Origin of the sequence: Peribacillus sp. NPDC097675 (genome assembly GCF_050277655.1) — a bacterium.
Lineage (GTDB): Bacteria > Bacillota > Bacilli > Bacillales > DSM-1321 > Peribacillus.
The window spans coordinates 84275-108309 of record NZ_JBNNSK010000009.1; the positions used below are offsets into that span (position 1 = coordinate 84275).

A 24035-nucleotide genomic window follows, 5' to 3' on the forward strand; every position below is an offset into this window, starting at 1 on the left:
TTTTTGTCCTTTAATGCTGAATCTGATCTCGGTCCTCTGATATGGACTGTAATGCGATTCCCGCTTCCGACCTTGTCTGACGATGAACGGCAAAGTCTCCTAACGCCACAATGCCAACGAGTTTGTCCTGTTCTACTATTGGCAGTCTTCTGATTTGTTCGCTCGCCATCAGTTCCTCGGCCTCTTCCACTGACATATCGGGAGTACCTGTAACAAGGTCCGTAGACATAACAGCGGTGATTTTTGTTGAATTAGGTTTTTTCTCCGCAACCGAGCGCGTAACAATGTCCCTATCCGTGATGACACCAATTAAACGATTATCTTCCAAAACGGGAATAACACCGACTTGGTCATCTCTCATTTTTAAAGCCGCTTCATATATATTATCTTCTGCCGTACAGAAATCCACATCTGAAGTCATGATATCTCTTATAGTAGTCATCTAATTCCTCCAATTAGCATTTCAAGCATTCGTTCATACTAAGATTATTATCAAATTACTGGATTATTCTACATATTTCCCATAATCGGGCTTGGCTAAAGAGTCGAAGTCCTTTGCTAGTCTTGCTAAGCCTTCGGCAAGTTGTTCTCCTTCAACCGGATACCCGTGCCCAGTTATTGCTAGATTTGGCTTCAAATCAGCCAGATTTAAGACAGATTGTTTGGCAGCTTCCCAATTAGTTGTCAAATAACGTGGAGGACCCGTCAATTCTTGTTCCTGCGTCATGACTTTATAAAGTGAATCTTGTCTGACATTGACAAAAGCATCGCCGGCAATTAAACTTCGATCACTTTCCCTGAAAAGGGAGATATGACCTTCCGAGTGTCCGGGAGTGTGCATCCATTTCCAGCCTGGAAGTCCTGGTACACTATGGTCTTCCGGCAGGGGCTGAACTTTCTCTGCCAAATCGATTCCCTCATTAGGAAACATCCAAGATATCTTTGCCACTAATCCGCCTTCAACAGTGGGATCCGGTTCTGGATAATTTTTTTTCCCGGTTAAATAAGGCATTTCGTTTAGATGTGCGTAAACTGGTACCTTCCATACTTTTAATAATTCAATAAGTGCCCCAACATGATCGAAATGCCCGTGAGTAAGGATAATGGCCTCAGGTGGATGATTTTTTCCATATATATCTTCAGCCTCTTGTTTGATCTTATCTGCTGAACCAGGCATGCCAGCATCAATCAGGACCCATTTCCCGTCATCTTTTGCTCCCACAAAAACGACGTTAACAATTTGAATAGGCAAGCAAAATAAATCCCTATTCACGAACTGGCCTTTTCCGCTCGAAACAGATGTCATTGGAATAACCTTTTTATTCAAGTTATTATTTTCCATACGCCCCTCCACTTTCGATATTAATATTTCTCTTCCGTTTTAAGGATACCCACGTTTAACTAATAAAAACCCGGCTTGATGTACAAGGATCATTACCTTAAAAGACATCCTTCCGTGTAAACACGGAAAAAGACACAAGAAGGGCTACTGCCCACCAAACCAGAAGCGTTATGACGGATGAAGATAAGGTCATCCCCTCAATTGGTGGGGCCGTCCCACTCACATACGTCGTTAACTTTAAATTCACCATAAAGAAATATTTAGCCGATTCCCAAGAGGAAACCATGTTGCTTAAAATGGCACCGGATATAAGGGCAGCGAGCATGATCCCCATTCCTGCAGGGGTACTTTTAACTAGGACTGACAACATGAAAGATAGCGTTCCCACCACTACAGCCACCAGCCAGACTAGTCCCATATCCATTAAAAGAAACTTCCATTGTTCTACCAGCCTAACCTGGCTGATATCAACATCTCCTCCATTGACGCCAAAACCGGTAATAGTCGGTGCGCTCCATCCATGATAGCCAAAAACAATCCCTGATAGAAAATAAGACAGTATCGCAGTCATGGCCACAATGAGGGAAACCGCTAATAACAATGTCACGTATTTGCTCATTAGTATTTTCCACCGTTTCACTGGTCTTGTGAGCAATAGCTTAATCGTGCCCTGACTGTTCTCAGAGGATACAAGATCACTTGCTACAATCATGATCAAAAGGGGAATGAATAAATCTATAGAATTCTCCAAAAACATACGCGTGAATGTCGTAGCACCAGGTTCTGAAGGATTGATGTCATGGTCCAGATAATACTGCTGCTGTTTCAAGCTGACCTGAAGCTGCTCTCGCCATTCATCAAGCATCCTACTAGAGCTTAAACGATTCTGAGTATCAATGATTTGCTGTTGAACAGCGGTACGCCAATCATCAGTACCTAACTTTTCTCGCTGCTCCTCGACTTGTTTATACTGGGCATATGTAAACATCAACACTAGAATCCCTACAATGATTCCAATAATAAGGAGCCGTTTTTTTGCCAATAATTTCATCATTTCATTTTGAATCAGATTATTCAATACCAGCACCCCCACTGCCAGTTATTTGTAAAAATAATTCTTCCAGCGCTGGAAGTCTTCGATTCATTTCAAGCACCTTCACACCAGCTTCAATTAATGCCGCATTCCATTCTGGGGTACTCTGTTCATCAAATTTTGTAAGAATGTAATCCTGTTCTATCGTTATCTCTGTATATTCACTTAGAATTTCACTTCCCTTTTGAAATGGTTCGACCCGCCAAATCATTCTCTCTTGGGCAACCAATAGATTTTCCACCGTATCAGTTTGAATGATTTGACCTTTCGTGATAATTGCCACCCGATCACAAAGAAGTTGAATTTCACCTAACAAGTGGGAAGAAACCAATACACTCATGCCTTCTTCTCTAGCAAGCTTTCTTATAAATTGGCGCATTTCTCGGATTCCAGCTGGATCAAGCCCATTAGTCGGTTCATCCAAGACCAATACTTTAGGCCGGTTCAACATTGCCTGGGCTATGCCAAGACGTTGCCTCATCCCTAACGAATAAGTTTTCACTTTCTCATGGATACGTGCCTGAAGTCCTACAAGCTCAATGACTTCATTCATCCTGACCTCATCAACGTCCGGTAGCATCCGTGCAAAATGAAGTAGATTGTCCCAGCCGCTTAAAAAGGGATAAAGTTCTGGGTTTTCAACAATACAACCAAGATGTTGCATTGCTTTCGTAAAATTCTTACGTACATCGTACCCACATATTTCAATGGACCCTGATGTTGGCTTGATTAAGCCGACCAACATCCTTATCGTCGTCGTTTTTCCAGCACCATTGGGGCCCAAGAATCCGAATACTTCTCCTTCTGTCAGTTCAAACTCTATCCCCTTTATGATTTCCCTTTTGCCAATCGTTTTTTTCAGTCCTTTCACGGACAACGTCACATTACTCATTTTGCATCCCCTTCCCATTGAATTAATGAAGAGACCCTCTCCGCAATCAAACGATATCCTTCTTTATTCGGATGAAATTTGTCTGAATATAAATATTCATTGACTGATAATTGGAATAAATCAAAGGTTGGTACAAATACGGCATTTTCATATTCGGCTATCACATCCGCTGTAACGGCATTCCAATCACGTACTATCTTGTTTGTATCATAATCTTCATTCAATTCGATGAAAGGATTATACAGACCAATCATGAAAATGGTAGCCGTATCATTGGATTTAGTGATTTCCTTTAAAACTGAGTTCAAGTTTTTCAAATATTGTTCTTGTAATTCAGAGGTAACTGCAAAATCATAATCGTACAAGGTCTGCCCTTGCTGAAATAAATCATTCCCACCAATAGTAATCATGATGACATCCGCTGACTGTATTTGACGTTTGACCTCAACCTGTTTGACCTGTTTGGCTAATTCCTCAGAAACCTGTCCCTTTACTCCGAGGTTGTGAACACGGGGTTTACTCTTAAATCTTCCTTCTAAATCCTCAACGACTAGACCGACGTAGCCTTTTCCGCTTTCATCTCCAGTTCCACGAGTCAGTGAATCTCCTAGTGCAACTAAAGTAAATTCTTTTGGAATGTTCTTATCATTCGGTTTCGCTTCTTTTATTTCTATATCAGAAGAAGTTTCTCCATAGTAATCATAAAGCGCCCACCCCACACAAATTAGGAAAAAAAGGCCGATAAGCGCCGCTATAATTGTTGTTCCCATCACTCTGACTTTATTCAAACGCATTCATCCTCCCTAGATTTTACTTATATCCATTTAAACACATTATTTCCAATAATAAAAAGAAGTGTACTCTTCAATAGTACTTACCATTCAAGCTGTAAATTCATGCCAAAGGACTATCTATCCCCTAGAATAGTTAATTCTCGTGACCTATAGGTAGAAACCTCAATACTATTTTATAAAAATCTCTTTTAAGCAAAAAAAGGCCTGCTCACAAAGTGAGCAGAACCAATTAATGAAAAAAAAGGATTATATACTGCATATCAACAATTCTTATCTTTCTACAATGACTTTCCTCTGGCCCATTTTTGTTTCTCGATTACCATAAGGCATACTGTAAGGATTAATCCAAGTACTGCAAGAAAACCGAAAAATAGGTAAACCATGTAAATCCCCGATCGATCCATTATAATACCACCGAAAAATGTGCAAAACCAGTTTCCGAGCCCGTTCCCAATTGCAGAATAGAGAGTAATTGCTGTGACTGTTATATGAATAGGTACCACTTCTCTAATATATTGCAACCCTGCCGGAATGAATAACCCAAGTGAAAACCCTTGAATGATCGATGATACATAGACAATCGCTAAACTAGGTTCTAGAAAATATATCAACCACCTGATTAGTGAGGCAGCTCCTGCCAATAATGTAATAGGCAATAATCCCAATTTAAGAATCGAACTGCCAGCCATTCGCAAGAAGGGTATCTCTGACAAGACAGCTAACAGGAAAGCAATGCCTATCCCTGTATATGTTCCTCCTCTTGCCTCGACAAAAAGACCATAATACACATTATTGGCAAGATTAGGACCGAAAATCAAGAAGGTCACTGCCAGAAAAATAATGAATCGCTTCATAACCAAAAGCTCTTTTATCCCGTTTAATAGCTTCGGTTTTCTTTGGGCTCGCTCTTCAGGTAAATATAGAGCTAGAAAAGCAGCTAGAAGAAGCGTTATAAAAAACACGTAAAATATAATGGAAGGTCCAAAGAAAGATTCCGATAATTTGCCCATCATAAAAACCGCCACTCCAAAACCAAGAGAACCATACAAACGTATTTTCCCGTAATCCGCATGTATCCTTGTTGTATATTGGAGCGTAATGCTATCAGATACGGGTATGATCGCACTTTGAAATATTGCCAGAACCACCGCTACAGAGACTAACAAGAAGTAGGGTTCATATAACATGTATCCTAACCCAATCGTTCCCGTAAGTACTGAAGTCAGTGCCAGAATTTTAGCTGGCTTTCCACTCCAATCACATATCATTCCCCAAATAGGCTGAAAAAAGATCATTACCATTGGTCCTACAGACATAATGAATCCTATTTCGATTCCATTCAACTCGGCCACATTAGCTAAATAGACGCTTAAAAGTGGCGTCAAACTACCCACAGCAAAGAATGAAAAAAGGTAAAAGCTCTTTAATCGTGCTATGTTACCTTTTTCTAATTTATCCAATAGTAGAATCCCCCATGAAGTCATCCATTCCCTCGTATTAATACTAGACGGTTTGGCGACTCTCTCTTTCTATCCTTTTTCTTTTATTTAGCATTTTCAAAGGAAGAACGATGTTGAATACAGTCCCTTTATTCACTTCACTTTCAACAAAAACACGCCCTTGGTGACTTTCAATGATCTTAAAACTAACCATTAACCCTAACCCATTCCCTGACTTTTTAGTCGTGAAAAATGGCTCACCTAACTTTCTCAGTTGATTAGGTGGTATCCCAACCCCTGTGTCTATGATTGAAATATGTACTTTTTCTTCCTTTAATTCAATACTTACTCTGATTTCTCCTCCTTGCGGCATTGCTTCCATTCCATTCTTAATGAAATTTAGCAAAACTTGTTTCAAACGATTTTCATCACATTGAACATGAATTTCTTCATGGTAACAAGTAAAGAAGAGAAGAATATTTTTCTTCTTGGCATCAAATTCATTTAATGAGATTACATTTTGGATAATCGGGACAATATCTTTCGTTTCCAAACTCAAGGTCTGTGGTTTTGCCAAATCTAAAAATTCCTCAATTATCTCATTTACCCGGTTAATTTCATCCATTATAATCTCTAAGTACTCTTGCCGTTCTATATCGGTTTCATCTAATTGTAAAAATTCAGTATACCCTTTCATCGAGGTAAGAGGATTCCTGATTTCATGTGCCACTCCAGCAGCTAACTGTCCGACTGCTGCCAGTTTGTCCTGTCGATAAAGCATTTCTTCTGTTTGTTTACGCTCAGTAATATCATAGCGAATGGCAAGAAACTGGAAAAGCTTATCTTCAGCAGTATAAAAAGGTACGATTGTGGTATCTACCCAATAATAACTACCATCCTTCGCTTTGTTTCTAATTTCTCCTTTCCATACTTTCTTATTTTGAATGGTCTTCCACATATCTTCGAAAAATTCCGCAGAATGATAACCTGAATTCACGATTTTATGCGTATGACCAATTAACTCATCTCTCCTGTACCCAGAAATTTCCGAGAATTTTTCATTAACTTCAACGATAATTCCTTTATTATCCGTGATAGCTACAATGGATGACTGATTAATCGCATAGTGCATATCCCCTAATTCCTTAATTGAAGCCCTTAAATCCTCCTCCGCCTTTTTACGACTAGAAATATCCGAACGTATGGAAATATATTGATATGGCTTTCCTTTCTTCATAAAAGGCACAATTGTTGTATCCACCCAATAGAGCTCTCCGTTTTTTGCCTGATTACAGATTTCGCCATGCCATGTCTGACCGTTACTGATCGTCTGCCAGAGTTCAGTAAAAAATTCTTTAGAATGATACCCAGAATTAATGATAGAATGATTTCTTCCGATTAATTCATGCTCTTCATATTGGGAAATCTCCAGGAATTTTTCGTTAACATAGGTTATCGTGCCTTTTGCATCCGTAATGGCGACTATTGAAGATTGGTCCAAAGCATACCGGATATCACTCACTTGATTATCACTCCTTGCCAAACGTCTTCCGACAATTGTGCTAGAACCAATTAAGTTAGCAAGGATAAATAATGAAACGAAACACACAAAATAGACCATGAAAGGTGTCAATTCGACAACTTCCTTTATGTTTACCATTCCCGGTGTAATCGAGAGCCCACGAGAAAAAAGAAAATGCCCTGCCATAATCGCTCCACTCATAATAATGGTACTAAATGGCTTTAAAGAAGATTGACTTACTTTTTTATTGTAAAATAAAAGGGAGAATCCTATAACAAACGAACATAAAATGATCACTAGTGTGATGCCTAACAACCATGGAGTAAGAGCCAAGGATTTACCTAAAGGATACAGGCCAATTAAATAATTCGAGAGCAAAGCCATCGTAAACATCATGCTGCAAAAAAATATTTGTTGCATCGATGGATAATCGGAAATGGCTAACAGTCCAACCCCGACGAAAATAACGCCCAATATTAAAGAAATTATGATTAAGGAAAAGCTGTATGTTGTCGTTCTACTACTCTCATATGTAAATACATACACAAAATTCATCGTCCATAAAGTCACACCCATGGAGCAGGTACTTCCTAGATACAATAGACGTTTATATTTTTCTGCCGTAATATATGTTGTCAGCAAATCCAGGGCCGTATAGCAAGCCATGAAGGTCAAAAGTGCTGCAATTATAAAAAGAATTGGATTGGATGATACAATTGATTGTTCCATTGACATAGTCACCTCTATCGTTCTATTATCCTATATTGTAATGTACTTTCCGGACAGCTAAAAGACTTTTATTACTTTTTACCTGTCTTTCCTAAGATATTCAAGATTCCTTTCATAAAATGCTACATATGAAGCTTTGTCTATTGTTATAAAAAAACTATAATGACAAATAATTTCCCTTTGTATCGAGTAAAATAAAAAGTGTCCATAAATCAGTAAAGCATAAAAATTCAGTGGCTTTGTTCATAAAACGAGCGAGGGCAAAGTGTTTATTCCTTTTTTAATAACTCGTATAAGTTTATAATTAAATAAATCATATATAATAGAAGGAGTGGGGGCATGATAATGTCAGACCTGGCAAGCGCAAATACAGCAGAAATTATGCAAAAAAAGACACAGCATAAAAAATTGACGCCTAGGCAGATTTTACAAAGGGGCCTTTTAATTACGATTGGAGCCGTCTTAATGGCTGTGGGCCTTGAAATTTTCTTAGTACCCAATAATGTTATCGATGGCGGAATCACCGGCATATCCATTATGTTATCTTATATCACTAACTTCAAACTTGGTATCTTTCTTTTTGTTTTAAATCTTCCTTTCTTTTTTATTGGCTATAAACAAATCGGAAAAACCTTCGCTTTATCTACTCTTTATGGAATATTAGTTCTTTCCTTAACTACCACATTGCTTCATCATGTACCTGCTTTCACTCAAGATATTCTCCTTGCTTCCGCATTTGGCGGTATGATACTTGGAATTGGTGTTGGAATGGTTATTCGTTATGGTGGTTCATTAGATGGAACAGAGATCCTTGCCATTCTAGCCAGCAAGAAACTTCCTTTCTCCGTTGGAGAGATAGTGATGTTCTTTAACTTGTTCATTCTTGGAAGTGCAGGATTTGTTTTTTCATGGGATCGTGCCATGTATTCCATTTTAGCCTATTTTGTTGCTTACAAGACAATGGATATCGTCATTGCCGGTTTGGATGAATCTAAATTTGTTTGGATCATCAGTGATGAATTTGAAGACATTGGGGGCGCAATCATGCACCGCTTAGGACGAGGAGTGACCTTTTTAGCTGGAGAAGGTGCCTACTCAGGGGATGATAAGAAAGTAATATTCTGTGTAATAAACCGTCTTGAAGAAGCTAAACTTAAAGATATCGTAAAAAGCTTCGATGCTTCTGCTTTCCTGGCCGTCGGTGATATTGCCGAAGTCCGTGGGGGACGTTTTAAGAAGAAAGATATTCATTAATTTAAGATGGTTCATAAAACTTCTTTCCTTTCACAAATCTCTCCATTTAAATTAATTCAGTCAACTTATTGTTGTACGAAAAAAGGCTGAAGGGAAATTCCCTTCAGCCTTTTTGATGGTCTTAATAATTTCTTGGATTGTTGATTGCTTGTAGCATTCTCGTACCTTGTTTCATTTCGCTACCACACAAGGGACATAGATGCTCATCATTGCTTGTAAAGTTATCCCGAATCCATCCTTTACAATCTTCTGATGTGCATTCCCACACCTTAGTTTCTTCAGGAATGATTTCTTCCGTATTATTTCTTCTATACATATATCTCACTCCTTAGATTTTAAATTGACTTCGCACATTTTCACCTGCAAATGTCATAAAGATAAAGAAGAATAGCTAGCGATTAATCTAAATAATTGTGAGCATACACTCATTTACATATCTAAGATTATTTACTGTACACTCAAAATGAATGAGTGGAAATAACAGGAGATCACAACCAAATTTAAATATCTCATTATACATTATAACATATTTCTTCAAAATGTATTTGAGAAAAGCTTAAGATACCCAACAATTGAAAGCCCAAGTATTTTCTTTAGCTAAATTATATTCAAGAATCATATTGCTGATTCTTCTAGCTCGTCGCCTAGTTTTAAGCTAATCGAGCTTGAGAGTAATTTTAGTGCCAAAACCTAAAACAATGAAAGCCCTGCCTCTCTCTCATCCATACGGCTCCTAGACCGTGCCTGTGAGAATCAGGTGAAAGCTAATAAGTACACGTTTATTAATTAAACCGTCCGTAATTCCAATTGGGAAAATTAAATCCAAAAGATAAATGGCTACATAGAAGTAAGTTAATGAAGATCAAAATGAATCGAGGAAAATACCTGGTGATAAGACGTATTTCTTTCTAGTAGTGCTTAACTTGTTTCTACTTCATCAAAAATGATGAAAATTATTTTATTAATAAAAATGTATCTTTTAAATTACCCTCTTAGTGTTTTCTTGTAGCAACACTGAAATTTCATTATAGCACATACATATTAAGTTGTAAACAGCAGTTGTGAAATTCGAATATTTCATATTCATCTTCCCAAAAATAAAAAGAGGTAAGATATTACCCCTTTATTTAAACGCATTATATTCATTTTCTATTTTTGGAAGTTCTCTAACTTCTTCGATTAATTGACTACCACACATTGGACAATCATAGTTTGCTGAGGCAAAGTCTTTCCTCATCCAACCATTACAATCCGCTGACCCGCAAGCATATACTATAGTATCTTCCATTATGATTTCTGGTTCCTCTGAATTCTTTTTACCAAAATACATGAGCAACCTCCTTCTTTTAAGTAAAAATCATGATTTAAGCCGTGGAATTCTTCGCTTAATTATCTATCTTAGTATGCGTAACAAATCAACTTATTATTTATCCAATGAAAAAAAATAACCAACATTTCATTTATTAGTTATTCAAAGTGGCTTTTACCATGATCGCTTTTATCTTAAAGTATGAAAAATGGTCAGGAAGCGCTTCTTTCAACGGTTTCAGTTTTTCAGATTCCAGTTGTTTAGCTGTATCCAATACAAGTTCGTACTCTCCTTGATTGAAAAAATCTCCCCAATTTATATCCAATTGTTCTTCCGCACACTTAATTAAATGGTTTTCAATGGAAATTGTAGACAGGCCTCTTAATGTTGCTATTTCTTTAATTGATTTACCTTCCTTATATAAGTGATAACTTTCTATATGTGAAGGTTCTGTACTTCTTTTTGTCGTCTCTTTTTTATATATTATATTCGACTCAACATCAGGATGTGCTTGCAAATAAAATTTAACAGCTTCTAAAAATGCAAGTCCAAAACGATCGAATTTTTGTTTACCCACACCTTTGACCTCAAGGAACTCTTGCTCGGTCTTTGGTAATTTAGCAGCCATATCCTTTAAAGTGGCATCCGAGAAGATAATGAATGGCGGTACATTTTCCGCACTTGCGATATCTTTTCTGACTCTCCGTAACTCTTCAAACAAGCCATGATCCATATTAATGCTGGTGACTTGTTTGACTTCTTTTCGTAACACTTGTTTCTGGTTAAGCAGCACTTCCCTGCCTGCATTGGTGACTTTAAGAACCGGATATTGCCCACCTGTCATTTCGATGAATTGCTTTGCGGTCAAAAAATCTATGAAATCTGCAACATCTTTAGCCGATTGGTTATTGATGATGCCATAGGTTGAAAGTTTTTGAAAGCCAAACTCTTCTATTTTTTTGTTACGGGAACCTGTAAGCACCTGACTGATCATTGTTTTTCCGAACCGTTCCCCCATGCGTAACATACATGAAAGGACCATTTGGGCCTGTGTCGTCACGTTTACAGAATCTCGTTTATCCGTACAATTTTCACAATGTCCACAATCCTCGGGGTTCTCATCACCAAAATAGCGGAGTATGAATGCCTGTAAACAACCTTCAGTAAAACAATAATCCTTCATTTTATTAAGTTTCTTTAATTCCTGTGCTTGCCAATCGGGGGAGGGTGTGGATTGATCGATTAGGAATCGCTGTATCTGCATATCCTGAGGAGAATACAGCAGAATGCATTCGCTATCCAGCCCGTCACGTCCTGCACGCCCTGCTTCTTGATAATAACTTTCCATATTCTTCGGGGTTTGATAATGAATGACATATCGAACATTTGATTTGTCAATGCCCATACCAAAAGCTGAGGTTGCAATCATTAAAGGAAGATCATCTCGAATGAAAAGCTCCTGCTGTTCAGAACGCTCTTGTTCATTCATTCCAGCATGGTACCGTCCTGTTTTGATACCCGCTTTGTTCAGCTTAGTGTATAACGAATCGACTTCTTTCCTTGTCGCAGCATAAATGATTCCGGACTCATTTTTATTCTTCTCAATATATCGCATCAAATATCGTCCACGGTTCTCTTCCTTGACGACAGAAAAAAATAAATTTTCCCTGGCAAACCCTGTTGATATCGTATGTTGAGGCGAAATCCCCAATGATTGACAGATATCATCCGTTACATGCGGGGTTGCAGTCGCCGTTAAGGCAAGAATTATAGGCGATGTAGGCATTTCTTTCAAAAAGGTCTTGATTTTCAGATAGCTCGGCCTAAAATCATGACCCCACTGGGAGATACAGTGAGCTTCATCTATCGCAACCATCGATATATCCAGATTAGCCAATTCTTGCTGAAAATTTTGGTTCTCTAGTCGTTCTGGTGCAAGATATATTAGCTTGTACCTGCCCTGCTTTATATCTCGCATCCTTTCTGAAGCTTCTGTACCTGATATGGAACTGTTTAAAAAAGTGGCATCGATTCCATTTTGTTCAAGGGCATCCACCTGATCTTTCATCAATGAGATTAATGGAGATATAACGAGTGTAACCCCAGGTAAAAGTAGGGCAGGAATTTGGTAGCATATTGATTTTCCTCCACCAGTCGGCATAATACCCGCCGTGTTTATTCCATCTAATACTTGTTCAATAATTTTTTCCTGGCCTGTCCTGAATGATTCATATCCAAAATACTGTTGCAGATATTCACGTGCTTTTTCTATCAACGTATTACTCCTCCAATTGCCTAACGATTTTATTACCCTTATTGTACTCGTTTTTGTCATTAACAAAAAGAATAAAAAATAGACACAGAATTACTCTGTGTCTAGAATTTCTCTGTGTCTATTCGTCTTTTATATAAATCATGTTTTAATTCAAGATTTTCAAATTAACGTTTTTAACTCCCCAGTTAAGAGCATCCTCTTTATTAGGAATGAAGAGATCAACCTTATTGCCCTTTATTGCACTGCCTGTATCAGCTGCCGTAGCATAGCCATAGCCTTCTACATACACTTTTGTTCCTAGTGGTATGACAGACGGATCGACAGATATAACTTTTTCATTTGGATTTGCCTTGAGATCTACCCCTGTTGCAGTGACACCGCTACAACCCTGACAATCAGCTGTATATGCTGTTGCTCTTACAGTCATTTCCTTTGCTACATTATCTTGATTCGTAGATTCATTTTTCGAACCGTTAGTTTCTTCTTCTGTTTTTTCAGGCTGTGAAGGTGCAGCTTCTTGTACTGGCGCAGCTTGCTCTGGCTTACTATCTGGACCCGTAGACGCCGCCTCTACTTTATTAGCTGCCGGTTTAATGACAAGAGCCTGTTTAGGATGAATCGTATCTGTATTTAAATTATTCCATGACTTAAGATCATTAATAGAAACATTATATTTTTCTGCTATTTTCGATAAGGTGTCCCCAGATTTAACGGTATATTGCTCTTCCTGGGAAATATGTATAGTGTCTCCCACATAGATATAATCTGACTTTAATTGATTCCAAGACTTAATATCTTCTACTGAAACTTTATGTGATTGAGATATTCCCCATAGTGTATCTCCGTCTTTGACTTTAACTTCCTCTGCATGTACGGGTATTGTAAATGCTCCTGATATGGCTACCACGGCCGTTAACGATAAAATAGATTTTTTCATATATCGTACCTCCTTGTGAACTCTTTCAAAAGCTATGTTCTAAATACTATCACAGTTTTTTTCTCTACAAAGAACAAACAGATAAAGAATAGATGTCAAACATCACAGAAAGATAACAGCATGATAACAAACCTAATCCTACTAAAATTATGCTAGCCAAAATGTAATGAGCATTTGATTGATTTTCTTTAAGCATATTCCTTTAACTACAGCATACATATTAATGGCTGCCCTCAATTGGAGAGGAGGAATTTCTTTGGCAAAAGAAAAGACATTTACCCTAATCAAGTCCTATAAGCCTTTTCATAGCAAATTCGATCCATGCCCACCACTCGGAAGGAAGTATTACCGAACACCTCCGAATTTGTATATTAATTTTCAGCCGCCAAACTTGGAACAATTCACTCCAGAAGAAGCACTAAAGTATGGAACGCTCTGGAAATTCTTTTACGATTACTATGATAATCCTTATCGAGAAAGGGAGAAATAGTTAATGAATAGGAAACTGGATGAAGAATATTACCAGTTACTCGGACAAATACAAGCTGCTGATTTCGTACTTGTTGAGCTGACACTTTATTTGGATACACATCCCCATGATCAGCAAGCTCTGCAACAATTCAACCAATTTCACCAATACTCTACTCAGCTGAAGGCTGCATTCGAACCTAAATACGGTCCATTGCTTCAATACGGGAACAGTCCAGATGGGGAAAATAAATGGGAATGGGGTCAAGGACCCTGGCCATGGCAGGTTTAAGGAGAGATATTTATGTGGATTTATGAAAAAAAGCTGCAATACCCCGTAAAAGTTGGTACGTGCAACCCTACACTCGCTAAATATCTGAGGGAACAATATGGGGGCGCTGATGGTGAATTGGCTGCCGCCCTTCGATACTTAAATCAACGATATACCATTCCGGATAAAGTGATCGGGTTACTAACTGATATTGGAACAGAGGAATTCGCTCACTTGGAAATGATCGCCACTATGATTTATAAGCTCACAAAAGATGCCACTCCTGAACAGATGTTAGAAGCTGGTCTTGGCGAACACTATGTAAATCACGACAGTGCCCTTTTCTATGAAAATTCTGCCGGGAACCCATGGACGGCTACGTATATTCAGGCGAAAGGCGATCCCATTGCGGATTTATATGAAGATATCGCAGCTGAAGAAAAGGCTAGGGCAACCTATCAATGGCTAATCGACATCTCAGATGACCCGGACATCAATGATTCATTAAGGTTCTTAAGGGAGCGGGAAATTGTGCATTCCATGAGGTTTCGGGAAGCAGTAGAGATCTTAAAAGAAGAAAAGGGTAAAAAGAAAATCTTTTAATTAAATTCCATAATAAAAAGCAGCGGATAAAAAATCCCGCTGCTTTTCATCATTTACGATCAGAAGAGTACGTCCATCCTTCTTCTTGATAAATCTTTCCTTCTTTCATCAATTTACCAAGAGCACGTTTGAATGCCCCCTTACTTAAACCGAAATGGAACTGGATATCATTAGGTGGGGTCTTATCACCATAAGGCATCGCACCTCCGCGGTTCATTAAATAAGTGTAGATGATATCGGCATCTTCTTCCATTAGATCTTGCTTAAATGGGAACAACGAAACGTTAAGTGTACCATCTTCCTTACTATCGATAACACGGCCTTCAACAAATTCACCGAGGCGTGGCTCTTCCTTCCGTTCACTTTCGTGAATGAAGCAGCGGTATCCTTCCTCCGAGACAAAGAAAGAACCGACCATCAGTAAACGGTACACATTCCCTTTGACCGTCGTGTTGCGGATCCCCTTTAAAGGAGCCGGAACAGTGATTTCTTGTATGATATCTTCTGTGGTCAGTCTGCCGAACAGACGATCATTTCGATCCGTTTTCAAGCAAATATATAGACGATCTCCCACTTCCGGCCATAAGCGGTCAATGTTCGGAAGATCATCTAGAGATACAAGTATATCTTTGGAAAGTCCAATGTTAACAAAAACGCCTAGTTTCCTTTGGACATTGACGACTTCAGCCCAACCGTATTTATCAATTTGTATTTCCGGAATATTCATTGTTGCAGTCAATCTTGCTTGCTTATCGTGATAAATAAATACTGTAACTTCATCGCCAATTTCAAGTTCAGTACCTTCATTCGCCTCATTATGGTGTAGCAAGACATCTTCCGAACCATCAGTCAGGAACCAACCGAAATCAGCCTTACGTTCTACTTGTAACTCTACAGCCATACCGGCCTGAATTTTTTGCATGTATAAAAATCCTCCTGTAACTTACCTTTACCTACAATTGTACCCAAATAATTATTTTTCCAACATATTTGAATCTATCATTTTTTTATCTTTCTGTACACCTATTCGAACATTTTATTTTTCAAAGGTTGCTTCCTTCTCCAAGGATGGACGAGGGACCATTATCTGCCCTTGTTTTCCATTGCTCAATAAAGTGTGCATAATCACTTTCGATAATTGACTGGGTTTGTATGGCTTGACCAGGTATTCTTTAGCGCCAAGCGAAAATCCTTTTTCTTTTTCATCAAGAGCAGTCGATACAAAAACGGGGATATCCTTAAGCTCTGGTCTTTCTTTTAATTCTTTCATGATGGTCCATCCGTCCATTTCACCTTCTTCAAGGAGAATATCTAGGACGATAGCATCCGGAGGAGACTGCTTCAGCATTTGAAGGGCCTTTCCTCCACTTTTGTAATAGCTGACTTGAAAGCCACTATCAACCAGTTCGTATTTCAATAGTTCAGCCAAATTAAAATCATCTTCAATGACCATAATATCATAACTTAGTTTCTTTGATTGACCATCTGTATTTGTACGTTCTTCTTTAAGAGTTACCCTCGGGAAAGAAACGCTGAATTTACTCCCTTTTCCATACTCCGATATCACCGTAATATGGCCTCCATGCGATTTGATGATTTCTTCCACAATGGATAATCCTAGACCAGTGCCGCCAATCCGCCTACGATCTGAATTATCGACCCTGTAAAATTTCTGAAACAAATGCGGTAGCGATTCCTTAGGGATCCCCAGCCCTTCGTCCTCGATATCAATACATAATACTTCGTTCTGGCTAAACAAACGTATGAGAATCTTTCCTCCATCAGGAGAGTATTTAATTGCATTACTCAGCAGATTCATGAAGGCTTGTTCAATTTTTTCCCGATCGCCTAATATCATGAGATCATCCGTTTCTACAAGTAGTCGAATATCGTGAAGGGATGTGCTAATTTCTAAATTCTCAATGATCTTTTGCAACAGCGGCAGGATTTCCAGATATTTTTTTTCGTAGGTTTGTTTACCTGATTCCATCCTTTGAACATCCAAAAAGTCATTGATCAAAGCAGTGAGCCGCTTCGCCTCATTATAGATGGTCTGCAAGTACTTTGTCTGCCTCTCTGGTTTTAAAGACTTGTTTAACATTAATTCTGTAAAACCAAGGACACTCGCGAGAGGAGTTCGTAATTCATGGCTTACCGTACTGACAAACTCAGACTTCATCTGATCCACTTCATATTCTTTCGTAATATCACGGTAAACCACAATCGTCCCATATGCTTCTTCACCATATCTTATTGTCTCAAAATAAACCTTAAAGACTTGTCTTGTCTCTTTCTTTTGAAAAGTGAATGTGCGATCTTCATAGTCACCTTTTATATTCGCCATTTTTATTGCTTCTTCGAAGGAATCCATAGAATCTTCACGGCCAATTTGCCTTAACAATTCCCCACTCCATTTTTCCCATGGAGAGCCTATGATTTGCCCAGGAGCGGAACCAGGTTTATACATATCACAAAATTGTTGATTTACTTGAACGATTTTTCTATCTTGATCTATTAATTGAATCCCTTCCTGTATCGTACTCAAAATGTCTTGATTTAACCGGCGATTATCTTCCGTTTGTTCATACAGCTTGATTTTATCAAGTGAAGTCGAAATCTGCTTGGCTAATATTTCATATTCAGCCATTTCTTCAACACTAAAAGCTGAGCCATAACGGCTGAAAACCATAATGGCATCGACCTCTTGTAAGGCTGATAAAACCGGAAGATATAAATCATAACAATAATTGGTATTTTCATGATAGCCTTTTTCGCTAATGCTCTGTTCCCTTTTAACCGTAAACGGCTTCTTCTCTTCTAAAAGACGTTTATTTAAGCCATTATGAATGTTCTTTCGATATTGTTTTACACCATATTCTGAAATACCAAAAGAAGCATACGAGTCTTCGTTAATTAATGTAATCATGCCACGATCTGCACCAATCAGGCTGCTCATATTATAGACAATACTATTAAGGACCTCTTTTTTCTCCAATGAAGTAGAAATACCATTTATTAATTTATTTCTTCTAGTGAGCTGTTGCTCATTTTCTGTGATGAGGCCAAGCGTTTCTTGAAGTTCACTCTGCTGTGCCTGAAGTTCATCTTGTTGTGCAAGTAATTCTTCATTGTGAGCCATCAATTCCTGCTCTTTTTCCTGAATACTAGCGATCATTTTCTTAAAGGCTATGGCCAATACGCCTAATTCATCTTCTCGACTTTCATCTACTGAAATGATTGCGTCCCTACCGGCCGCAATCTCGTTAGCTGCAGATGAAAAATCAGCCAAAGGCTTTCCGATATTCCTAATAATGATTCTGGTGGTTTGCTGGAAGATCAGTAAAAAAATAATTACGAATCCGATATAGGCCCCTTGTAAAATGGATTGTTCCTTTGCTAAGGCCTCTGCATTTTCATCAAGTTTTTCTGAAAATGCAGAAGAATACGCTCTTATATTTTTGCGAAAACCCACAACTCGATCAGTAATCTCGCTGTTTTCCGCTTGCTTCCCCTTCATTCGGGCCCCATTCAATTCCACATTTAAAAAAGTAGGCTTAATGGCAGTGAAATAATAATCCGTAAATTTCTCCAGCTCTGTGTATGTTACTTGATCCTCATTTGAAGTGGATATTGCCTGGAAATCCGTAATACTTGTTCGAATCTTATCTTCCCTACTCCATACTTTTTCTTTATATGAATCGTTCCCAAATGCTATATACCCTCTTGCATCCAAAAAAACATTATTATATTGCTCATAAATTTCATCCAACAACAATTCTTTTTCCACAATACTATGCCGTTTTTGGAAATACTCATCATTCAGTGACTGCAATACAAAAAATAAAATGCCCGTACCCACTATAAAAAAGATGATACAAGCAGACATGAGAGTCAATACTTGACGAGAAAGGTTCTTATTTATAAATTGTTTCAGCTTCATCTAGAATGGCCCCTATTTTCTCTAAAAGTTTGATTGGGCTGAATGGCTTGGCCATGAAATAGTCCGCTCCCGCTTCTAAAATTCTGTCTTGTTCATATTGCTGGCTTTTTGCAGAAAGCATCATGATTTTTCCTTTATTATCAATTTCGGTTGACTTGATCTTTTCAATGATTTCCAAGCCAGTAAAGCCCGGCATCATATAATCCAAGATGATAAGATCATAACTTTTCTTAGCGAGCAATTGCACCGCCTCAAAACCGTCAGAGGCTTCATCGACCTCGTAATCTTCATCCTCCAGTGTATCCACAACCAACATTCGTAAGATTTCTTCATCTTCTGCTAATAGAATTCGTTTCACACTTTATCCTCCTTAAGGTTTAATCATAATAGAAGGATTTAATGACTCCCCATAAACTAATTGCATGATATAAAAAGCTATAATCCCTATTTTCCATCGGTAATTCCGTTTCAGTTCTTATATCGGCAAAAATATTAAAAATATTACTTATCTGCTAAATAGACAGTTTTCTCGCCCAGTTAGGTAACAATATGCTTAAACCCTCTCTCTACATCATTTTTTTTAGGAGTCGTTCCATACGTGCTTGAAGATCAACAATATTAAATGGTTTCGTAACATAATCATCCGCGCCCATTTTCAACGCAGTGGCGATATCCTCCGAACTTTTTCTGCCGGTTAGCATCAAAACGGTGAAACAATCGGCATTTTTTCCATTTTTCACTTCCTTCAGTACTTCAATGCCATCCATGGTCGGCATTATTCCATCTAGTATCAGAAAATGAGAGCTATTTTCTTTAGACCGATTTGAATTCAAAAAAGAACATCCATCTTCATATACAGCTATATTTAAGTCGTAATGAGGAAAGTCCATCGATTGTAATGTTTTCGTTAAGATGGTCCTAATAATGATGTCATCATCTATCACTGATACATTTAGGCATTTCTTTTTAAAACTTGTTTTTTGAATGCTCTCCACTCGCCCCCGACCCGATCTCTTTGCTTCATATAAAGAAGAATCTGCCCCTTCAAACGCCTCTTTTGGGGTAATACTTCTATCATTAACCGTATAAACACCTGCTGAAAACGAAACAGAGAAATATTGATTTTCATAGGTGAACCTTTTCGCGGAGAAAACCTTTATTAACTCCCATAGCTTGTTCTTGGCTTCCGCATTGGTCGTTCGCGGAAAAATTATTACGAATTCCTCGCCACCATAACGGCAAATCAGATCGGAACTGCGGATGTTATTTTTAATGAATTGGGCAAATTCCATCAAAACGACATCACCCATCGCATGTCCATATGAGTCATTCACTTTCTTGAAATGATCCAAATCGATGATGCTAATCGAAAAAAGATGTCCGGACCGCTTGAAATCCTGAAAATAACGGGGCATTGCATCTTCAAGAAACCTACGATTGTACACTTGAGTCAGCTCATCAATCAGGACAGATTGGTCGAAAATCCTCTTACGCTGAATGTGCCTTTCAATTTTCACAATAAATTCTTCAATATCTATGGGCTTACTAATAAAATCATCGGCACCCATTTTATAAGCTTTAATTCGTGAATGCTTGTCATTCTGAATGCTAATCATAATTTTTGGGATGAAGTACTTTTCATTATGCAAGTGTATGTCCTGTAGAACTTGATAACCGTCCTTCGTAGGTAGCTGGATATCCAGAATGAGGCAATCTGGTTGCATCTCAAAATACTGTTTTGTAGCTTTTATCGGATCAGCATTCGTTATGACCATCCATCCTTTTTCCTCAAGAATATCCTTTAATAAGATCAACATGGAAATGTCGTCATCAATGATTTGGATGAGTGGGGCCTGTGAATCACGGGCCGGCTTCTCTTTTATCTCCATCTCAGCAAAGTGCTCGTATTCATAGGTATGTTCGATTAAATCGAAAAGTAGATTTTTAAGTTTTTCTTGCTGCCATACTTCATCACTATCTTCATCGAGCTTGGCTAAGAGATTCTCCGTAATTAACATGAGGCCACATAGCTGTAAAGTGCCTCCGGTTCCTTTTATGGAATGAAGAAACCGATAGACCTCTTTTGTAGTGACCGTTTTCGTTTCATCTAACTCCAACCAACTGGAAAGCTGCTTTTTAATATTTTCATAGAGGTAATTTTTATATTTTTCCATATTTTCCAATTTCAATTCAAATCACTTGACCCTTTCTTAACCTACGTAAATAAACACATAGCATAGGAAATAGGTTATACGCTATTTAGATATAAATTACTAATAGCCGACCCCTTATTCCAGTATTTATATTTGAATTAGGTCTTAAGTATATTCTTTCAGGAATATTTTACATCAAAAGGTTTTTTCTATAAACAGCGAATATACCATCTAATGAATATATTTGAAAGTTTGTCCTAAAGACTACATATTTGAATTTCTCAGCCGATATAGCACACTTGTTCAAATCATATCATTTGAAATGTTATAATTTCACTGACTGCTGAAAGGAATTGGAGAATTTCATGACAAAAAAATTATATTATGTTTCATCCAAGGTATCTAAATGGGAAGCGAAAATTCTAGAAATCTTTGAAGAGGAGGGATTTTACTATATCCTGCTTGATGAGACAGCTTTTTATCCTGAGGGGGGAGGACAACCGAGGGATACCGGTACCATAGATGGCATACCGATCCTTGATATTTCATTAAATGAAAATGGGGATATCCTCCACAAACTCAAATGCAAGCCGATTTCGCTTTTCGTACATTGCGTACTGGATTGGGAACGCCGTTTTGATCACATGCAGCAGCATAGTGGGCAGCACTTATTGTCCGCCGTCTGCCAGGAACTATTTCAAGCACGTACTGTCAGCTTCCACCTAGGTCAAGACTTTGTCTATATAGACATCAGTACACCTTCCTGGACTGATGAACAAACGTTTGAAACGGAACAGCTTGTCAATCAGTATATCTACGAGAACCGCAAGCTACATACATACTTTGTGACAAGTGATCAATTACAGACACTACCTGTAGTAAAAATGCCTACCGTGACAGAAGACATCCGAATTGTAGAAATTGAGGGAATTGAATATAATCCCTGTGGTGGAACGCACGTGGAACAAACCGGAGAAATCGGGATCATTAAAATTATCAAAACGGAAAAACAGAAAGATTGCACACGACTCTATTTTAAATGTGGATCCAGGGCGTTGCATGACTTTACTAACAGCCTAAACATCCTATCTAAGTTATCATCAAAGTTTAACACCGGCCGTGTTGATATTCTCAACAGGGTGGAAAAGTTGGAAAATGATCATGACAAGCTAACACTGGCTTACGAAAAACTCAAGCTTAAACATCTAGAATTCCTTGCTGAATCTTTGCTAACACACAATAAAGATGGTGTTATACATCATGTCTTCGCAGACCAGACATTGAAGGAACTGCAATTGCTTTCTTCCACCATCCATCAAAAAGAAAAATCTCCCGTTCTATTCGTGAGTGTAAAAGAACAAAAGGTCCTCCTGGCACACGATGGCAGCCTTTTAATTCATTGTGGAGATTTCTTTAAGAGGTGGCTCCCTTCATACAATGGAAAGGGTGGGGGCAAGGCAAAATCAGCACAAGCTGGTTTCACATCTCAGGCAGATTTGATGGATTTCTATACGTTTGCAGCCGATAAACTGGATAATATGCAGGAGTAAAATAACTAAGGTTCAAATGGGCTGGTATCACCAAATAAATAGGAAAGGGAGGGGATAAATGAATATATCCCCTCCCTTTCCTATTTGCTTATTTTTCTATTTTCAGATGATCCAGCCCGTTCTCTTCAATATACAGATGGTATTTCTCTTCTAGTTCGAGTATACGTTGGAATGCTTCCTCTTGGTTAAGCTCTTTAAGCTTCGATTCCTTCGCAAATTCCTTTCTTGCCATATAGTAGGCAAGCTTATCCAGGAACACGCCTTCTTCATATTGATCAATCACTTCATGAATTTCTTCTTCAAGTTCACGACTTAAATCATAAATCCCATATTCCTTCACATATTCAATTCCTTTTACATCGAAATCCATCGCATAGGAATTCAAATATTGCTCCAACTCACTAAACTTTTCGTTGTTTTCCGAATCTGAAGTAATCCAGTATCCGTATTGAACCAATTTAATCAATGTATCATATTGGCTTTTTGTAAAATTAATTTTCATCATTGACTCCTTTGAAAGATCATTATCTTTAAAAAAAGAATAAACCGTATTAGACAAAATGTCCAATACGGTTATATATCAATCCATTATTTCGGTTACACAAAAATAGGCTGCCTTTTCAGTGTCTACCACATAATGTGAATCACCTTTAACTAAATTATAATAGCGGTGCTTCTGAATATTAGAAATTATTTGTGTCGTGTCATCGCCATCGACCTCATGCTCAATTTCTTTACCACCTGGAAAATAAAAACCTACTTTCAATTTCATCTTTCTCAACCTTCCCTTCATCTCGTTGAATGACTCTTATATTTCTTTTCCTTAATAAGATAGTTTTAAACCTATATTTAATGTTTAATCTTATCTGACATGATATTCTATGGAAAATAGCTAATTGGAAGGTGAAATATATGCTTATCAGGAAGGCTTCGGAAAATGATATAACCGGGATTGCCCATGTACATATAAAGAGTTGGAGATCAACGTACAAAGGGATTATTCCAGACACATATTTAGACTCCATGAATCTGGAAACCAGAAAAAAAAATTGGGCAAGAAACTTAAAGATGCTACATAGCGCCACATATATCGTTGAAAATGATGAAGGGCATATAGTCGGTTTTGCCGCAGGTGGACCCGAACAAACGAATACACACCATTACTTTCAAGGCGAAGTGTATGCCATCTATCTGTTACAAGAGTATCAACGGCGAGGCATTGGTAAGAAACTGATTAAAGCTGTCGTTGAAGAACTTGTAAAAAAGCAACATGGCAATCTAATCATATGGGCGCTAAAGGATAATCCTTCAAGGGGATTTTATGAAGCACTTGGTGGCCGGATAATCACAGAGAAAACTATTAAAATGGCTGGTACCGAGATTGAGGAAGTTGGATATGGCTGGGATGACATACATGATATCCTGTTGAAATTGTAAAAAAACCACACAATCAGGAGGCATATT

The 24035-nt window shown here is 38.1% G+C and carries 23 protein-coding genes; 6 read left to right on the top strand and 17 right to left on the bottom strand.

Annotated elements, in window-relative coordinates; genetic code table 11:
- Positions 1-10: 10 nt before the first annotated feature.
- The 7 genes from ACQKL5_RS14420 to ACQKL5_RS14450 form a co-directional block, all read right to left on the bottom strand.
- Positions 11-442, bottom strand: a complete 432-nt coding sequence (locus ACQKL5_RS14420) for a CBS domain-containing protein (protein WP_427609580.1) — start codon at positions 440-442, stop codon at positions 11-13.
- 63 nt (positions 443-505) lie between these two features.
- Positions 506-1342 (bottom strand): MBL fold metallo-hydrolase, encoded by an 837-nt coding sequence (locus ACQKL5_RS14425; protein ID WP_427609581.1) that lies wholly within the window; start codon positions 1340-1342, stop codon positions 506-508.
- A gap of 97 nt (positions 1343-1439) precedes the next feature.
- Positions 1440-2420 (bottom strand): ABC transporter permease, encoded by a 981-nt coding sequence (locus ACQKL5_RS14430; RefSeq protein WP_427609582.1) that lies wholly within the window; start codon positions 2418-2420, stop codon positions 1440-1442.
- Positions 2413-3327: an ABC transporter ATP-binding protein gene (locus ACQKL5_RS14435; RefSeq protein WP_427609583.1), complete on the bottom strand. Its 915-nt coding sequence runs from the start codon at positions 3325-3327 to the stop codon at positions 2413-2415. Before ACQKL5_RS14435 ends, ACQKL5_RS14430 begins: the two co-directional genes overlap by 8 nt.
- Entirely contained in the window at positions 3324-4115 is a 792-nt protein-coding gene (locus tag ACQKL5_RS14440) for a GDSL-type esterase/lipase family protein (protein ID WP_427609584.1), read from the bottom strand. Before ACQKL5_RS14440 ends, ACQKL5_RS14435 begins: the two co-directional genes overlap by 4 nt.
- A 284-nt stretch (positions 4116-4399) precedes the next feature.
- Positions 4400-5581, bottom strand: coding sequence for an MFS transporter (locus ACQKL5_RS14445; protein WP_427609585.1), 1182 nt, complete (start codon positions 5579-5581; stop codon positions 4400-4402).
- A gap of 43 nt (positions 5582-5624) precedes the next feature.
- On the bottom strand, positions 5625-7811 hold the full coding sequence (locus ACQKL5_RS14450) for a PAS domain S-box protein (protein ID WP_427609586.1): 2187 nt from the start codon (positions 7809-7811) through the stop codon (positions 5625-5627).
- 381 nt (positions 7812-8192) lie between these two features.
- Between ACQKL5_RS14450 and ACQKL5_RS14455 the strand changes: the two genes are divergently transcribed.
- Entirely contained in the window at positions 8193-9065 is an 873-nt protein-coding gene (locus ACQKL5_RS14455) for a YitT family protein (protein WP_427609721.1), read from the top strand.
- A gap of 121 nt (positions 9066-9186) precedes the next feature.
- Here ACQKL5_RS14455 and ACQKL5_RS14460 read toward each other — a convergent pair whose 3' ends face one another.
- From ACQKL5_RS14460 to ACQKL5_RS14475, 4 genes are all read right to left on the bottom strand, one after another.
- Positions 9187-9381, bottom strand: coding sequence for a cold-shock protein (locus tag ACQKL5_RS14460; RefSeq protein WP_402968961.1), 195 nt, complete (start codon positions 9379-9381; stop codon positions 9187-9189).
- A gap of 807 nt (positions 9382-10188) precedes the next feature.
- Positions 10189-10395, bottom strand: a complete 207-nt coding sequence (locus tag ACQKL5_RS14465) for a cold-inducible protein YdjO-related protein (RefSeq protein WP_402968958.1) — start codon at positions 10393-10395, stop codon at positions 10189-10191.
- A 133-nt stretch (positions 10396-10528) separates the two neighbouring features.
- A complete protein-coding gene (gene recQ, locus ACQKL5_RS14470; RefSeq protein ID WP_427609587.1) occupies positions 10529-12649 on the bottom strand; it encodes a DNA helicase RecQ in 2121 nt (706 codons plus the stop codon).
- Positions 12650-12794: 145 nt separating this feature from the next.
- Positions 12795-13586, bottom strand: coding sequence for a LysM peptidoglycan-binding domain-containing protein (locus ACQKL5_RS14475; protein WP_427609588.1), 792 nt, complete (start codon positions 13584-13586; stop codon positions 12795-12797).
- A gap of 256 nt (positions 13587-13842) precedes the next feature.
- Here ACQKL5_RS14475 and ACQKL5_RS14480 point away from each other — a divergent pair, with 256 nt between their 5' ends.
- Genes ACQKL5_RS14480 through cotJC form a run of 3 tightly spaced genes read left to right on the top strand, consistent with a single transcriptional unit; the run spans position 13843 to position 14928 of the window.
- Positions 13843-14076, top strand: coding sequence for a spore coat associated protein CotJA (locus ACQKL5_RS14480; protein WP_402968949.1), 234 nt, complete (start codon positions 13843-13845; stop codon positions 14074-14076).
- A 3-nt stretch (positions 14077-14079) separates the two neighbouring features.
- Positions 14080-14346, top strand: a complete 267-nt coding sequence (locus tag ACQKL5_RS14485) for a spore coat protein CotJB (protein ID WP_427609589.1) — start codon at positions 14080-14082, stop codon at positions 14344-14346.
- Between the two features lie 12 nt (positions 14347-14358).
- A complete protein-coding gene (cotJC, locus tag ACQKL5_RS14490; protein WP_427609590.1) occupies positions 14359-14928 on the top strand; it encodes a spore coat protein CotJC in 570 nt (189 codons plus the stop codon).
- 49 nt (positions 14929-14977) lie between these two features.
- Here cotJC and ACQKL5_RS14495 read toward each other — a convergent pair whose 3' ends face one another.
- From ACQKL5_RS14495 to ACQKL5_RS14510, 4 genes are all read right to left on the bottom strand, one after another.
- A complete protein-coding gene (locus ACQKL5_RS14495; protein ID WP_427609591.1) occupies positions 14978-15850 on the bottom strand; it encodes a CvfB family protein in 873 nt (290 codons plus the stop codon).
- Between the two features lie 114 nt (positions 15851-15964).
- Positions 15965-18868 (bottom strand): ATP-binding protein, encoded by a 2904-nt coding sequence (locus ACQKL5_RS14500; RefSeq protein ID WP_427609592.1) that lies wholly within the window; start codon positions 18866-18868, stop codon positions 15965-15967.
- A complete protein-coding gene (locus ACQKL5_RS14505) occupies positions 18843-19226 on the bottom strand; it encodes a response regulator transcription factor (RefSeq protein WP_427609593.1) in 384 nt (127 codons plus the stop codon). The genes ACQKL5_RS14500 and ACQKL5_RS14505 overlap by 26 nt, the downstream gene beginning before the upstream one ends.
- Before the next feature lie 208 nt (positions 19227-19434).
- Positions 19435-21042 (bottom strand): GGDEF domain-containing response regulator, encoded by a 1608-nt coding sequence (locus ACQKL5_RS14510; protein WP_427609594.1) that lies wholly within the window; start codon positions 21040-21042, stop codon positions 19435-19437.
- Between the two features lie 344 nt (positions 21043-21386).
- Between ACQKL5_RS14510 and ACQKL5_RS14515 the strand changes: the two genes are divergently transcribed.
- Positions 21387-22571, top strand: coding sequence for an alanyl-tRNA editing protein (locus tag ACQKL5_RS14515; RefSeq protein ID WP_427609595.1), 1185 nt, complete (start codon positions 21387-21389; stop codon positions 22569-22571).
- Between the two features lie 88 nt (positions 22572-22659).
- Here the strand turns inward: ACQKL5_RS14515 and ACQKL5_RS14520 are convergent, their stop codons facing one another.
- Positions 22660-23073: a hypothetical protein gene (locus tag ACQKL5_RS14520; protein ID WP_427609596.1), complete on the bottom strand. Its 414-nt coding sequence runs from the start codon at positions 23071-23073 to the stop codon at positions 22660-22662.
- A gap of 78 nt (positions 23074-23151) precedes the next feature.
- Positions 23152-23343, bottom strand: a complete 192-nt coding sequence (locus ACQKL5_RS14525) for a hypothetical protein (protein ID WP_427609597.1) — start codon at positions 23341-23343, stop codon at positions 23152-23154.
- 140 nt (positions 23344-23483) lie between these two features.
- Between ACQKL5_RS14525 and ACQKL5_RS14530 the strand changes: the two genes are divergently transcribed.
- On the top strand, positions 23484-24008 hold the full coding sequence (locus ACQKL5_RS14530; protein WP_427609598.1) for an N-acetyltransferase family protein: 525 nt from the start codon (positions 23484-23486) through the stop codon (positions 24006-24008).
- The last annotated feature ends 27 nt before the right edge of the window (positions 24009-24035 follow it).